Source organism: Heyndrickxia sp. FSL W8-0423 (assembly GCF_038009395.1).
In the GTDB taxonomy this organism is placed as follows: Bacteria; Bacillota; Bacilli; order Bacillales; family Bacillaceae_C; genus Heyndrickxia; species Heyndrickxia sporothermodurans.
Map to the genome: position 1 here is coordinate 3149668 of NZ_JBBPBE010000001.1, position 13098 is coordinate 3162765.

Genomic DNA, 13098 nt, shown 5'->3' on the forward strand with positions numbered 1-13098 from the left:
TTTTCATTATTTTCTTAGAATGCTTTGCATATGTATTTAATAGTTGTCCAAATTTACAATACATAAAGTAGGTGATTTTTTGTTATCGAATATTCAAGCGTTCATATTAGGAATTATCCAAGGTTTAACCGAGTTTTTACCAATCTCGAGTACCGGGCATTTGTATATCGGCAGACATTTATTTGGGTTGGATGAGGCAGGACTTTTTCTTGATACGATGCTACATGTGGGGACATTATTAGCCATTATTGTCGTTTATAAAAGTGAATTATGGAAAATGATTTGCAATCCTTTTAGTAAATTATCACTTGTAATGATAGTCGGTACAATACCAGCTGTTGTTATCGGTCTTTTATTTAAAGATTATTTTGATGAAATATCGAAGACTGGCAGCACAATAGGTTGGGAATTTCTAGTTACTGGTTTCGTCCTCTGGTTTGCAGAAAAAGCAAAAAAAGGCGAAAAAAATTTAGAAGATATACGTTATTCAGATGCTTTTATCATTGGATCATTTCAAGCAGCAGCAATCTTCCCAGCATTGTCTCGATCAGGTTTGACGATTGCAGCAGGACTATTTAGAAAATTAGATAGGGAAACGGCAGCATATTTTTCATTTTTATTATCTACACCAGCCATTCTAGGTGGGATCGTGTTACAAGGGAAAGATATTTTTTCTGGACAAGTAGAGTCTGTAACACTTACTGGACTTCTTTTTGGGACAGTTGCTTCAGCTATTTTTGGCTATTTAGCAATTGTTGGAATGGTGAATTTTTTAAAGAAGCGATCTCTTAAAATCTTTGCCTATTATGTTTGGATTCTTGGAATCTCGATTATTCTATTACAAACTTTAGGAATTTTTTAATTGGAGTTGAATAATATGACTGCTGACTGGGTCACAAATATACTTGAACTACTTGGTCAATATGGTTTTTTCGGTATTACTATTGCTTTAATGATTGAAGTTATACCAAGCGAAGTCGTTTTAGGATATGGTGGCTATTTAATTTCTAATGGGGACATATCCTTTTTTGCTGCCTTACTTGCGGGAATAATTGGGGGAACGATCGCCCAACTTTTTCTTTATTGGCTCGGTGTGTATGGCGGACGTCCTTTTTTTGAAAAATACGGAAAGTTTTTGTTAATAAAACGTAGTCATTTAGATGCTGCTGAATTATGGTTTAATAAATATGGAACGATCGTTATTTTTACGGCGAGATTTATTCCTATCGTACGCCATGCGATTTCAATTCCAGCAGGCATTGCAAGGATGCCCTTTCATCAATTTTTAATCTATACGATTGCGGCTATGCTGCCTTGGACCATTCTTTTTCTTTTAATAGGGATGCAATTAAACCAGCATTGGAATTCGATAAGTGTCGTAGCGTCTGCCTACATAAAACCAATTATATTAATTGCTTGTTTTTCTTTATTACTTTACTTTAGTTATCATTACTTTATCAAAAAGAAGAAGTAAAAATAATTTGTCGAAACGAGGGATAAATAGTCAAAAAAAATTAATAAAAAACCTATTTTCAATTGCTGAAATTTATTGTAATATACAATCAGAAAATAATTACACAAGTTTATATACAGCATTTAGGGAAGGCAAATGGTGCGCCACCAGAAAAGTTTCTTGACTGGTCCTAGTGGGTTCGATTCCCACCCCGAAATTTTTTACGCAACTTTAAAAAATTTCGAGGGTGGATCTTCCTACTTAGGGGAAAACTGCCCTCATTGGAGGGATCGTCATGCTCAAGAAACGCGAATTAATTGGTCAAGAAAGCCACATTCTATTCGATTTGATGGTACACCCGGAAGTCTTTCCTTTTGTTCGTCATAAAGCAAATTCCCATGACGAGTTTCTATTTTTAACGAAACATACAATAGAAGCTGAAGAAAAAGGAGAACTCATTTCGCGAACAATAATTGATGAATGGGGAAATCCTATAGGCACGATTAATTTATACGATATTGAAAATGGTGCTGGATTTTTAGGTACATGGATCGGAAAACCGTATCATGGGAAAGGGTATAATAAACATGCAAAAGAGGCATTTTTTAACGAGGTATTTTATGAATTAGGTATTGAAACGATTTTCATGCGAATTCGTAAAGAAAATATTCGTTCTATAAAAGCTGCAGAAAAACTTCCATATGTAATAAAAGCGAATGAATCTCGCAAAGTTGTATTTGATCAATTAAATGCAAAAGAATATATATATGATTTATATGAAATTTCAAAAGATCTTTATTCACTCTATATGATGCGGCAGCAAACAGCTAACGATGAAACACATGCCCTTGAAGCATAAAGAACTCGCAAAAAGCGAGTTCTTTTTTTTATATTAATTTTTCTTTAATTGCTCATTATAAAGATTCCGTACTACCCATGTTTTGTATAACTCTAGTTTTTTTCTTCCTATTGGGTGATAGCGGATTCCTTTTTCTTTTAACTTCTGAACATACCATCCTTTAGAATATTTATATGCCATAATATCAATCCCCCAAAATTAGTACTTGTCCCTAAACTATATGCGCTAATTTTGCGAAATATGATGCCTTTTAGATTCAAAAGACAAAAAAACCTTCTTGAAAAGAAGGTTTTTTTGATAAATACATTATTTACCAATGAATTCTTGAGTCCAATAGTTCCCATTTTCTACATATCCAACACCAATATGTGTATAGTTTTTGTTTAAAATATTTGCACGGTGACCTGCACTGTTCATCCAAGCATTAACTACCTCTTCAGGTGAACGTTGACCCATTGCAATATTTTCACCTGCAGAACGATAGGAAATACCAAATTTCTTCATCATATCAAATGGTGAACCATATGTTGGACTTGTATGATCAAAGTATTTATTTTTTGCCATATCATTAGATTTTGTTCGAGCTACTTTACTTAATTCCGTATCAATCTTAAGTGCAGGAAGACCATTTTTCGCACGTTCTTTATTTGTTAAATCTACTACTTGCTTTTCAAAAGCGTTTAAACTATAATCAGCTTTTTGTGTAGTTGAAGTAGTCGGTGTTGTTGATTTTGCTGGAGTTGTATTGCTTGATTCTCCAGTTTTTGGTTTGTTTTGATTAGCATGTTTTGCATTTTCCGTAGGTTTTTTCGCTGTTGTTGTAGAATGATCAGCCGGTGTTGCCTTCTTTTGTACATTTTGTTTGGATTGATTTACTTCATTTTTAATATTATTCGTATGTTTGCCATTAACATTGTATTTAGCCAATAGTTGATTAATTATTGATTGTGCTTCATCTATATTATTAACTTTATACTGATATTGTGCGATTTTAATAGATTTATTTGAATCATTTTGAATTGTAGCAGCGTCTGCTTTATTCATCAATGGTGCTGCAAGAAGTGTTAATGCAGTTGCTGTAGTAATGAATGTTTTTTTCATGGATGTAAGTCTCCTCCTTGTTATCTACAATGTCTGATTTTGTCTTGCAAGAAAATCATATCATATGTTTTTTGTAATAATTTTGGAAGAGAATACTAAAATCGTAGAAATTAATTTTAACTATTAATTTTCAAAAACTGTATTCTACTAATATCCTTATTTTATCGGTTTTCTAATTTAAATATAGCACTAACTTTCATTAGCTAAATTTCCATATTTTCTTAGTTGCTTCCACATAATAACAAAGATTAGCTATTGACAAATTTTATTTCCACGTTTTTATATATCAATTATTTCAAATAGATTTCAATAATTTTTATCTCATAAAAAAAAGCCATTAGGATTACTAATGACTGATTTCTTCCATTACCTCAGTATAATATCGAATTAATGCGATTTTTTCAGAGTCTGTTAACGATGAATTCGCTACTCGTTTGATCGCAAGGTAAAATTTCACTTCTTTTGTTTTTCTTGTTCGAGGGTGGGTTTGCTCGTCATGAAGCTCCATTATTATTAATTCATGGAGTTTTTCTTTAGGTGAAAGTGTATCGTCGGAATCGATTCTATTGTTCCAAATGCTTAAATAAGCTTCTAATAGTTTTGAATAATCCACTAATTCTCATCCTTTAATTGTAGACATAAATAGATTGTAAATTGGTTATGATAAAGTTAAAACCACTTGAACTTAAAATATATAATATTGGAGGTTGTATTTATGCACGGTCCATATTGCTGTCCGAATTGCAAAACAAACCGAACTCGATTTAATATCATACAACAAGTTCCACAAGCTGTAAAAATGGATCCGAAATCAGGAGAAATTATTGAAGATTATGGAAATCATTCATCCGATCTTTTCCACATTTCTTATAAAGGGCCTGAATACAGAGTGCAATGTGGCGCATGTGGACTTGTGGAAGATGAGATGACGTTTTTAAAGTTTGGCGAAAACATTAAATAAACTAAAAAGGATGTTCCAAAAGTATCGAATCGTATCCATTTTCAAACATGCTTTTTTAAGAAAGTTTGGTATCTTTACTATTGGAATTTCCTTTTTCATTTTGCAAAGTATTTATTCTTTCGTTTCATTGAATAATTGATTTTCAAGCTTATGTAAAAGTGTGATTAATTCTTTTTTTTCATCATCTGTAAATACACCGAACATTTCCTGCATATAATTTGAAGTAATTTGATTAAGATTTTTAATTAGTGCTCTTCCCTCAGTTGTTAATTCTAAATCCACAACCCTGCGATCCTTACTTGAACGACTTCTTTCAATTAAATTTTTTTGTACTAAGGAGTCAGTTATACTTGTAATATGGCTTGCTGATACTTCCAAAGTTTTAGAAAGATCAGTTACACGCATTTTTCCGTTATACATCAATTTTAAAACCATATATTCATTTGTCGTTACATACTCATTCATTCTTGAATTAAATTGCTCCTTCATCTTTCTATATATATTTCGGAATATTAATTCAAGTTTGTATAGTTCATTATCCATCCATTTGCGTTCCTTTCTTTTCCCCCATTCATTTTATTCTACTATAAATAAAATTTAAATGAAACCGCTATAAAAGAAAAGAAACTGACATATAATTAATGTCAGTTTCTTTTCTTTTTATTTTTTTAATAATTCTATCGCTTTATTTACTTGTGTATCATTTTTAATGATTTTTTCCCTTATCTTATTCATTAATTGAATCGTAGTATCCCCTTGTAAATTTCCGTTAGCTTTTAATTTCGTGTCTTTTTGGAAATTCATTACTGCCTTTTTAGTATGTTCATCGAAATATCCATCTATTTTTCCAGGATTGTAACCAAGAGCTTTCAACATTTCTTCAGCAGCTTTAACTTCATTCGATAATGATGAAACTTTATATTTAGAATCCGGATTGATTAGCGGTAATTCAGCATATTTCGGCATTTTTACTTGATAATTTGGTACGATCCCTTTTTGATGTATCCAATTAGCATTTGGTGTTAGCCATTTTGCCGTTGTGAATTTCATATTGGAACCATCCTTAAAATCAGTAGCTGTTTGAACAGTCCCTTTACCGAAGGATTTTTCTCCAACTAAAGGTATTCCAGCGGATTCACTTACTGCTGCGGCAAAGATTTCCGAAGCACTAGCACTTCCCTTATCGATTACGACTGCTAATGGTACTTTAATTTTTTTACCGTCTTTGGCAGTTATAACTTCGCGCTTTCCATTTTTATCTTCCACCTGAAGTATTGTCTTTCCTTCTGGAATAAATAGATTAGAAATTTCAATCGCTTGGTCAAGAAGGCCACCAGGATTTTGACGAAGATCAATAATGAGTGATTTCATGCCTTTTGAATCCATTTCATTCAATGCAGTTAATAGCTCATTATATGTGTTCTCTGAAAAGCTTGTAATTTGAATCTTAGCAATACCGTCTTTCAACATTTCAGCGTATACAGTGTTTACCGGGATTTCATCCCTAGTGATGGTCATTTGTGTCGTATCATGGGAGCCTGCTCGTTGAATAGTTAGGGTCACTTTTGTCCCTTTCTCACCTCGTATTAATAGAACAGCTTCGTTTGCACTCATCCCACGAATACTTTTTCCGTCAACCGCTAATATTTTGTCATTAGGTTTAATGCCAACTTTCTCAGCAGGTGAACCTTTTATTGGAGATACTACTACTATATTTCCATCTTTCTCCTGTATTTCAGCACCTATTCCTTGAAACGATGATGAAATGCTTTCATGAAATTTCTCTGCTTCTTCCTTGGTCATATAGTCAGAATATGGATCATCTAATGAATCCAGCATTCCATTTATCGCACCATTAATTAATTTTTCTTTATCTATATCTTTATAATATTTTTTGTTTAATTCATCATACGTATCATATAATTTATTAAACTCCGTCCTCTGATTAACACCTACCTTTACAGCCTTTTCATCCCCAAAAGCTAAAGCAAAGGTGGTTATACCTGCAGTTGCAAAAATAAGCACAAAAATAAGCATAACAAATTTAAATTTTCTAATTCTTATGTAGCCATTAGTTTGATCTTCTTTTGAATCGAAATCTTTATTTTCTTCTTTATCCAAAGAGCTTCACCACTTTCATACCCATTTACATTACGAGGTTTACAAATCGAAATACTAACTTCTTTATTTTATCAGCTTTTACCTTTTTAAGAAAGAAAAGCTTTTTTGTCTGCATTACGGGTAAAAAAAGCAGGCTGCGCCTGCTTTATGCTTTCTTTACATGCTTAAAGTACTCTTCTAAAGTCCAGTTATTTTTATAAATTATTGTCGCAACCTTTTTACCAACATAGCGGAAATGCCATGGCTCATACTCATATCCGGTAATCTTCTCTTTTCCCTTCGGATATCTGAGGATAAACCCATATTCATGGGCATGTTCTCGAAGCCATATCCCTTCTTTTTGTTTTTCAAATGATTCTGTTAGGAGAAAATTCACACTTTTACTTGTGATATCCATTGCTAATCCGGTTTGATGTTCACTTTGACCCGGAATAGCCACCGCTTGAACCGCCTTTTCTTTTCCGACATTTGCAATTTCAGCATTCAGTACTTCTTTTTGCCGTTTGTATGATCGGTATCCGGAGGAAGCATATAAATCGATGCCATCTGATTTCGCATTTTGGAACATTTTTTCCAAAGCACCAGCTGCTTCTTTTCTCATATAACTTTTTTCAATATCTTGATCACCAAAAGAAAATAGTACTTTTGGACGAACTAAATCATTAGGAATATAATTACCAATTGAATAGGTCTTATTAACAAGAGCTAAGATGTTCGAATTATTTTCTATTAATTTCTGTCCATTCACGTCTTTAATGTGATTAAAGTACTTCGATTCTAGCAATAAATTTCCTTCAACCTTCTTTTCAGGTGTTTTATTGTTCGTTTGAATAGACTCATTTTTATCCTTAGATATTGTATGATCGTTCTGTCCCCAACTACAACCACTAAGTAGTAGAAGCACTGATGTTATCGTAATAATTCGCTTCATATTTTCACCTTTCTTCTTTAATCAACGTAGTCGCAAAATAAAATAGAGACTAACAGGGTGCTAGCCTCTAAAAGCTCACTCTTTATATTATAGCCGTTAAACCAAAGTAGATAAAGCAACTTCAATCATTTCATTAAACGTCGTTTGTCTTTCTTCTGCTGTGGTTTCTTCACCAGTTAGCAGGTGGTCACTAACAGTTAATACAGATAATGCTTTACGATCAAATTTAGCTGCAAGTGTATATAATGCTGCTGTTTCCATTTCGATTGCTAAAATACCATACTTTGCCCATTTTTCATGTTCTGCATTATCATTATAAAACATATCTGCAGTAAACACGCTTCCGACTTTTAAGTTCAGTCCTTTAGCAACACCACCATCATAAGCCTTTTTCAGCAAATCGAAATTGGCAGTTGGTGCATAATCAATTCCACCAAATGTCAGACGGTTCATTTGCGAATCAGTTGAGGCGGTCATAGCTAAAATAACGTCACGTACTCTCACATCTTTTTGAATAGCACCGCATGTACCGACCCGAATTAGATTCTGCACATTATAACTTTGCATTAATTCATTTATGTAAATAGATATTGATGGGACTCCCATTCCTGTTCCTTGAACAGACACTTTCTTCCCATTATATGTTCCGGTAAATCCATACATATTACGAACTTCATTGTAACATGTAACATCTTCTAAAAATGTTTCTGCAATGTATTTTGCACGAAGCGGATCACCCGGCAGTAGTACGGTTTCAGCAATTGCATTCTCTTTCGCATTAATATGGACACTCATAATATTCCTCCTCTAAAATCAAGTATTTTAATTTTACTGTTTTCCTTATTAGGATGCAAATAAATTCTTGAAAGTCATGTCTAATCTCTTTTTGGGCACTATATATAGTATAAACGTAAGAAGGAGGGATACTCTTTGGGCAAGAAAAATCGCAATCGAATCAATGGACAAAAGAAAAATAATCATATTCCTGAAGACCAAATTGTTGCCGAACAAATAGCTCATGAAAAGGAATTCTCTGCTAAAGAACGAAAAAGATGATATTGTTTTCAAATAAGCAAAAAAGCCTTCCTCATTTGGAAAGCTTTTTTGCTTAATATGTGTCTTCCTCTGGTTCCTCATCAATAATTGATTTTGCAATTAAGTAATCAAATGTAATGTCGGCGATTTCTTCAACCTCTTCTTCATTCGGAGCATACCCTCTTTTAATTAATTCTTGAAAGAAAAATTCAGCTATCTCCTCAGTGTCAATAAACACTTCAATTTCTTTCATAAAAATCGCCTCCTTAGTTTAAAAATGTATGTTATTTAAATAAATATTAAGCAATCGAAATTTAATGTCATCATTTTTGCGGGACAAGCATATTGATTTATTAATCACAATTAATTTGAAGGGAAGTATGATTATGGGCCGCATACACGGATTAAAAACGTGGATACATTCCGAATTATTTGAACAAAAAATTGTACATGCAATGGAAAACATCTTATCTATCTTATTTACAGCCTTCATTATTTCTTTTATCATGTTAGGGATCTACATTGTCTTTTTCTAAATTGCCATTCAAAAAATACGATAGATTTAACAGTTGCCTTTCAATTGTTCGAAGGGTCGAAACATAATTTTCATCGTGAAACATTAAGTATAATGTTTTGTAATCATTGTATTTATCTAGTAGGCAATCAATTTTATGACCTAATTGTTCATTTGGTGGAGGGATTAATAATGGTTTGTTTGTTTTTATTGCTGGATAGACAAAGCCAAATTTCCTTAAAAACGCGTCTGCATGCTCGGAATCTGCAATTAGTATGAGTTCTGCTTCATCAGCCTCAAGCCATTCCCCATCATGTATCCTTGTAAGCTCATAAATTATATCTTCCCAGGCATCCTCTTGATAACGCCAAATTTCAGTCCGAAAACCAACCACTTTAAATAATTCGTCTTTATAACCCTTTACTTGAACTAAATCGCCAAAAAAGAATTTATACTCGATATCGATTTGTTCTTTATCAAACAATTCACCTTTATAATCAGTAAGTAACATAATTCCATTTTCTTTAAATAATCCACCGCTATCATTTACTTCGTATAAATATTGTCCATCAATAAGTTTAATATTTGTAATTTTCCCTACCGATCCATACTTCGTTATTACTACAATATCACCTATTTCATACTTTGGATTTTTGTGATTTTTCATTTCCTCCCGTCTCCTTGAAACACAACCTAAGTATTATTAGTTAGTATATGCAATTTCAAGGTGAAGGGTTTTGATTAAAATGCTGTTTTGAACCGTTTGTTTGTCATCAAAATAGTTTTGATTATTTTATCAACTATTATAGTTTTTCTCTTCTATATATAATTCCCAAACTTGGTCGAAGACTGTCATTGATGTTAGATAATCTCCATTAAGTTCTAAATAGGTACTTAGTTCATTGTAAGTCGATAGTCCTTTTGGAAAAGAATGGTCTTTGTACGCGTGATTAGCAAATTCAGAAATACTATCTTTAGGCTTTGGGTCGCGAAATTTCATTAAGTAATGGTAAAAGGATTTATTCATTTAATCACGCCTTTCTAATGGTTTATCTATACCTTTCTCTATTAATTATATTTCAACTCCGATTTTAATGGAATACGTGATAAAGGTTCTATTACTTTTATCGTATAAAACTTCTATTTTTTCGACAAAATTTTTAATTATTTGTAGATAATTCAGCGAAGTACGGTTAGAATAATAATTAGTAATAATTACATAATTCTGTACATATAAGGGGGAAAAGGTTTGATAAAAGGAAAGAATACTACCGAGAAAGGAAAAACAGCTAAATCAAAAAAAGAAAAAGCTAAGAAAACGGACCTTTTTCGAAATTCAAATAATCTAAAGAGAAAGGGTAAGGTTTTTAATTATTTTCAAACGATTAGGGGAAAAGTTATTATTTCTTTTGGTATACTTACCGTTTTGTTAATCGGATTAACAATAACATCCTATGTTAATATGACAAAACTAGAGTCAGAAATTAATAGAGTTGTAAAGCAAGATTTAGTCGTTCATGAGAAAGTGAATAATATTAAAAATTCTTCACTCATGATTGAAAAAGCAGAACTAAGTTATGTTTTAACTGCAGACAAATCCTTCCTAAAATCGTTAGAAAAAGAAACGGATCATGTCGATCAAACGGTGAAGGATTTGAAGTCGTTGCTCAAAGGTAACAATTCACAATTAAAAAAATTGGACGGTATTGAAAATGCTTATCATTTTTGGGTAGGATGGATTAAAAAGGTAGTGGAAATTAGAGATTTTTGGTCCATTGCTGAAGCTGGTAAGGAAGTCCAATCCGCAAGAGGTCAAGATTATATAAAACAAATGACGAATAATATTCAGTTATTTATAGATTCGGAAACTGCTTCAACGAATGAAAGAATCAAAAATTTACATGTTCAAGCTACTATCGCTAAATCAGTAACAATTGGATTTTCATTATTTGCACTAATCTTATCAATCCTGCTTGCAATCATTTTATCCAAAAATATCAAAACTAGTGTTAGGAAAATCAGTACTTCCATACTTGATATTGCAAATGCGGGTGGAGATTTAACGAAGCGGATTGAAGTAAAAGCGAATGATGAACTTTCAGGTCTTGCTCGCGATACAAATATTTTAATCGAAGGAATAGCAAACTTAGTCAAGAAGGTATCAATGATGTCGGAGAATGTTTCTGCAAGTAGTGAAGAACTATTAGCTTCAGCGGAAGAAACATCAAAAACAATTATGTCAATAGCCGAGACTTCGAGTGAAATTGCTGCAGGTAGTGAGCAAACTTCCTCCCAAATGGAAGAATCGTTAGAAAAAATGAAGTCTTTGGAAAATGTTGTAAAAACATTAAATATTCATGCAGATAAAGTAAAGGCGTCTGCGTTAAATATGCAACGTGCTGCTGAGGAAGGAAGCTTGTCCGTTTTGGATGCGTCCAACGAAATTATGGGTATTGAAAAAACGATGGCAAATACTAGCACTACTGTTAATGCATTAGGAAAAAAATCAGAAGATATTACAAAAATCATCAATACAATCACCGGTATTTCAGAACAAACAAATTTATTAGCATTAAATGCAGCGATTGAAGCTGCCCGTGCCGGTGAACATGGTAGAGGCTTTGCTGTTGTTGCCGATGAGGTTAGAAAACTAGCAGAACAATCCCAAACTGCGGCGAAGGAAGTAACAAAAATTATTCATTCCATTCAAGACGAGGTTCAAAAAATTATTGAGCAAAACAAACAAGGTGTTCAAGCAATATTATCCGGGGTTGAAATATCCAATGATACGAATAAATCTCTGCAAAAAATAGTTCAACAATCTAACGATACAAGTAATGTTATCGCAGAAATGGTTTCACAGATTGAACAAACTCTATTGCTAAGTAATGAAGTAACATCCTCTTTTACTTCAGTAAGTGAAATTGCGGAGATTACTGCTGGACATACAGAAACGACGGCCGCAGCTTCAGAAGAAGGATCCGCTGCAATGGAAGAAGTTACAGCCTCAGCATCTGAACTATCAAAACAAGCTGAAAACTTACGAGAACTTATATCAAACTTTAAAATATAAAAAGGTGGATTTTATCCACCCTTTTATTATTTTTAAGTAAATTATCTTTCATTTTCACTTTCGTTAAATAGAGATAATAAATGACCATACCCTTCTTCTTCCATTTTAAACTTAGGAATAAATCTCAAAGATGCCGAATTGATGCAATATCGAAGCTTCGTAGGACCTGGACCATCATTAAACACATGGCCTAAATGGGAATTTGCTGTTTTACTACGTACCTCTGTTCGCACCATTCCATGACTTGTATCTGTATTTTCTATTATTTCTTGCTCCTCGATTGGTTTAGTAAAGCTTGGCCAGCCACAACCTGCATCAAATTTATCCTTTGAACTAAACAATGGTTTTCCGGATACGATATCAACATATATCCCATCAGCAAATTGATTCCAATATTCATTATGGTATGGAGGTTCTGTAGCGTTGTTTTGAGTTACTTCATATTGCAAAGGATTTAATTTTATTTTCAATTCATTATTTTTCATATATATCACTCCAATGTTTTCTAATAAACGAAGCCCTACCTGATCCTTCATTATAGGCATTATAGTGCAGAGCATTTTTTTTGTAATAATGTTGATGATAATCTTCTGCTGGATAAAAGGTCGTAGCCGGGATTATTTCGACAACAATAGGTTTTTGAAAACGTCCACTCTCTTGTAACTGTTTTTTCGATTTTAATGCTGTTTGCCGCTGATTTTCATCATGATAATAAATGGCCGGTTTATATGATACCCCTCGATCAAAAAATTGACCGTTAGCATCCGTCGGATCGATTTGTTGCCAATAAACATCTAATAATCGCTCATACGGAAAAACTTCGGGGTTAAAAGTAATTTGAACTGCTTCTGTATGTCCAGTTGTACCGGAACAGACCTCTTCATACGTCGGATTTTCTTTTGTCCCACCTATATAACCGGAAATTACCTTTTCAATCCCGGGTTGCTCATCAAAAGGTTTAACCATACACCAAAAACAGCCACCTGCAAATGTTGCCTTTTCTACTTTCATTTTTTCACTTCCCTATTGGCTTTATTAAAGTATTTTAAT

18 protein-coding genes are annotated in these 13098 nt (G+C 33.0%); 6 read left to right on the top strand and 12 right to left on the bottom strand.

Annotated features, from left to right (window positions below; all coding sequences use genetic code 11):
- The first annotated feature begins 79 nt into the window (after positions 1 to 79).
- The 3 genes from MKY81_RS16080 to MKY81_RS16090 all read left to right on the top strand — a co-directional run bounded on the left by MKY81_RS16080 (position 80) and on the right by MKY81_RS16090 (position 2312).
- Positions 80 to 862 carry an undecaprenyl-diphosphate phosphatase gene (locus MKY81_RS16080; RefSeq protein ID WP_066229824.1) on the top strand — a complete coding sequence of 261 codons (783 nt, stop codon included), beginning with the start codon at positions 80 to 82 and terminating at the stop codon, positions 860 to 862.
- 15 nt (positions 863 to 877) lie between these two features.
- Positions 878 to 1474, top strand: a complete 597-nt coding sequence (locus MKY81_RS16085) for a DedA family protein (protein ID WP_066229826.1) — start codon at positions 878 to 880, stop codon at positions 1472 to 1474.
- 274 nt (positions 1475 to 1748) lie between these two features.
- Positions 1749 to 2312, top strand: coding sequence for a GNAT family N-acetyltransferase (locus tag MKY81_RS16090; RefSeq protein WP_341118328.1), 564 nt, complete (start codon positions 1749 to 1751; stop codon positions 2310 to 2312).
- A 33-nt stretch (positions 2313 to 2345) separates the two neighbouring features.
- Here the strand turns inward: MKY81_RS16090 and MKY81_RS16095 are convergent, their stop codons facing one another.
- The 3 genes from MKY81_RS16095 to MKY81_RS16105 all read right to left on the bottom strand — a co-directional run bounded on the left by MKY81_RS16095 (position 2346) and on the right by MKY81_RS16105 (position 4026).
- The gene (locus MKY81_RS16095; protein WP_341118329.1) at positions 2346 to 2492 is read right to left on the bottom strand and encodes a DUF2639 domain-containing protein; all 147 of its coding nucleotides are present in this window, start codon (positions 2490 to 2492) and stop codon (positions 2346 to 2348) included.
- A gap of 126 nt (positions 2493 to 2618) precedes the next feature.
- Positions 2619 to 3413, bottom strand: a complete 795-nt coding sequence (locus MKY81_RS16100) for a CAP domain-containing protein (protein ID WP_341118330.1) — start codon at positions 3411 to 3413, stop codon at positions 2619 to 2621.
- Between the two features lie 346 nt (positions 3414 to 3759).
- Positions 3760 to 4026 (bottom strand): hypothetical protein, encoded by a 267-nt coding sequence (locus tag MKY81_RS16105; protein ID WP_108071472.1) that lies wholly within the window; start codon positions 4024 to 4026, stop codon positions 3760 to 3762.
- 102 nt (positions 4027 to 4128) lie between these two features.
- On the opposite strand from MKY81_RS16105, the gene MKY81_RS16110 reads away from it, so the two are divergent.
- Positions 4129 to 4374 (top strand): DNA alkylation repair protein, encoded by a 246-nt coding sequence (locus MKY81_RS16110; protein ID WP_108071470.1) that lies wholly within the window; start codon positions 4129 to 4131, stop codon positions 4372 to 4374.
- Positions 4375 to 4485: 111 nt separating this feature from the next.
- Here the strand turns inward: MKY81_RS16110 and MKY81_RS16115 are convergent, their stop codons facing one another.
- The 4 genes from MKY81_RS16115 to deoD all read right to left on the bottom strand — a co-directional run bounded on the left by MKY81_RS16115 (position 4486) and on the right by deoD (position 8221).
- Complete coding sequence (locus MKY81_RS16115) at positions 4486 to 4839, bottom strand: MarR family winged helix-turn-helix transcriptional regulator (protein ID WP_341118331.1); 354 nt, start codon at positions 4837 to 4839, stop codon at positions 4486 to 4488.
- A gap of 195 nt (positions 4840 to 5034) precedes the next feature.
- Positions 5035 to 6495, bottom strand: coding sequence for a lmo1851 family serine protease (locus MKY81_RS16120; RefSeq protein WP_325946192.1), 1461 nt, complete (start codon positions 6493 to 6495; stop codon positions 5035 to 5037).
- A gap of 145 nt (positions 6496 to 6640) precedes the next feature.
- Positions 6641 to 7426 (bottom strand): M15 family metallopeptidase, encoded by a 786-nt coding sequence (locus MKY81_RS16125; protein WP_108071466.1) that lies wholly within the window; start codon positions 7424 to 7426, stop codon positions 6641 to 6643.
- 96 nt (positions 7427 to 7522) lie between these two features.
- Entirely contained in the window at positions 7523 to 8221 is a 699-nt protein-coding gene (gene deoD / locus MKY81_RS16130) for a purine-nucleoside phosphorylase (protein ID WP_107921239.1), read from the bottom strand.
- 135 nt (positions 8222 to 8356) lie between these two features.
- On the opposite strand from deoD, the gene MKY81_RS16135 reads away from it, so the two are divergent.
- A complete protein-coding gene (locus MKY81_RS16135) occupies positions 8357 to 8482 on the top strand; it encodes a hypothetical protein (protein WP_235598292.1) in 126 nt (41 codons plus the stop codon).
- Between the two features lie 52 nt (positions 8483 to 8534).
- Here the strand turns inward: MKY81_RS16135 and MKY81_RS16140 are convergent, their stop codons facing one another.
- From MKY81_RS16140 to MKY81_RS16150, 3 genes are all read right to left on the bottom strand, one after another.
- Positions 8535 to 8714, bottom strand: a complete 180-nt coding sequence (locus MKY81_RS16140; RefSeq protein ID WP_066229854.1) for a YozD family protein — start codon at positions 8712 to 8714, stop codon at positions 8535 to 8537.
- A 256-nt stretch (positions 8715 to 8970) separates the two neighbouring features.
- Complete coding sequence (locus MKY81_RS16145) at positions 8971 to 9642, bottom strand: hypothetical protein (RefSeq protein ID WP_107958467.1); 672 nt, start codon at positions 9640 to 9642, stop codon at positions 8971 to 8973.
- 129 nt (positions 9643 to 9771) lie between these two features.
- Positions 9772 to 10002, bottom strand: coding sequence for a YozE family protein (locus tag MKY81_RS16150; protein ID WP_107921455.1), 231 nt, complete (start codon positions 10000 to 10002; stop codon positions 9772 to 9774).
- Positions 10003 to 10224: 222 nt separating this feature from the next.
- Here MKY81_RS16150 and MKY81_RS16155 point away from each other — a divergent pair, with 222 nt between their 5' ends.
- A complete protein-coding gene (locus tag MKY81_RS16155) occupies positions 10225 to 12048 on the top strand; it encodes a methyl-accepting chemotaxis protein (RefSeq protein ID WP_108071464.1) in 1824 nt (607 codons plus the stop codon).
- Between the two features lie 41 nt (positions 12049 to 12089).
- Here MKY81_RS16155 and msrB read toward each other — a convergent pair whose 3' ends face one another.
- Positions 12090 to 12533 carry a peptide-methionine (R)-S-oxide reductase MsrB gene (gene msrB, locus MKY81_RS16160; protein WP_066229862.1) on the bottom strand — a complete coding sequence of 148 codons (444 nt, stop codon included), beginning with the start codon at positions 12531 to 12533 and terminating at the stop codon, positions 12090 to 12092.
- Positions 12523 to 13059: a peptide-methionine (S)-S-oxide reductase MsrA gene (gene msrA, locus MKY81_RS16165; protein ID WP_066229863.1), complete on the bottom strand. Its 537-nt coding sequence runs from the start codon at positions 13057 to 13059 to the stop codon at positions 12523 to 12525. Before msrA ends, msrB begins: the two co-directional genes overlap by 11 nt.
- Positions 13060 to 13098 lie beyond the last annotated feature (39 nt).

Coding starts and splice junctions, on each gene's coding strand:
- MKY81_RS16110 (WP_108071470.1), top strand. CDS start 4,129: ATGCACGGTCCATATTGCTGTCCGAATTGCAAAACAAACCGAACTCGA.
- MKY81_RS16085 (WP_066229826.1), top strand. CDS start 878: ATGACTGCTGACTGGGTCACAAATATACTTGAACTACTTGGTCAATAT.
- MKY81_RS16140 (WP_066229854.1), bottom strand. CDS start 8,714: ATGAAAGAAATTGAAGTGTTTATTGACACTGAGGAGATAGCTGAATTT.
- msrB (WP_066229862.1), bottom strand. CDS start 12,533: ATGAAAAATAATGAATTGAAAATAAAATTAAATCCTTTGCAATATGAA.
- deoD (WP_107921239.1), bottom strand. CDS start 8,221: ATGAGTGTCCATATTAATGCGAAAGAGAATGCAATTGCTGAAACCGTA.
- MKY81_RS16115 (WP_341118331.1), bottom strand. CDS start 4,839: ATGAATGAGTATGTAACGACAAATGAATATATGGTTTTAAAATTGATG.
- MKY81_RS16145 (WP_107958467.1), bottom strand. CDS start 9,642: ATGAAAAATCACAAAAATCCAAAGTATGAAATAGGTGATATTGTAGTA.
- MKY81_RS16150 (WP_107921455.1), bottom strand. CDS start 10,002: ATGAATAAATCCTTTTACCATTACTTAATGAAATTTCGCGACCCAAAG.
- MKY81_RS16095 (WP_341118329.1), bottom strand. CDS start 2,492: ATGGCATATAAATATTCTAAAGGATGGTATGTTCAGAAGTTAAAAGAA.
- MKY81_RS16100 (WP_341118330.1), bottom strand. CDS start 3,413: ATGAAAAAAACATTCATTACTACAGCAACTGCATTAACACTTCTTGCA.
- MKY81_RS16090 (WP_341118328.1), top strand. CDS start 1,749: ATGCTCAAGAAACGCGAATTAATTGGTCAAGAAAGCCACATTCTATTC.
- msrA (WP_066229863.1), bottom strand. CDS start 13,059: ATGAAAGTAGAAAAGGCAACATTTGCAGGTGGCTGTTTTTGGTGTATG.
- MKY81_RS16125 (WP_108071466.1), bottom strand. CDS start 7,426: ATGAAGCGAATTATTACGATAACATCAGTGCTTCTACTACTTAGTGGT.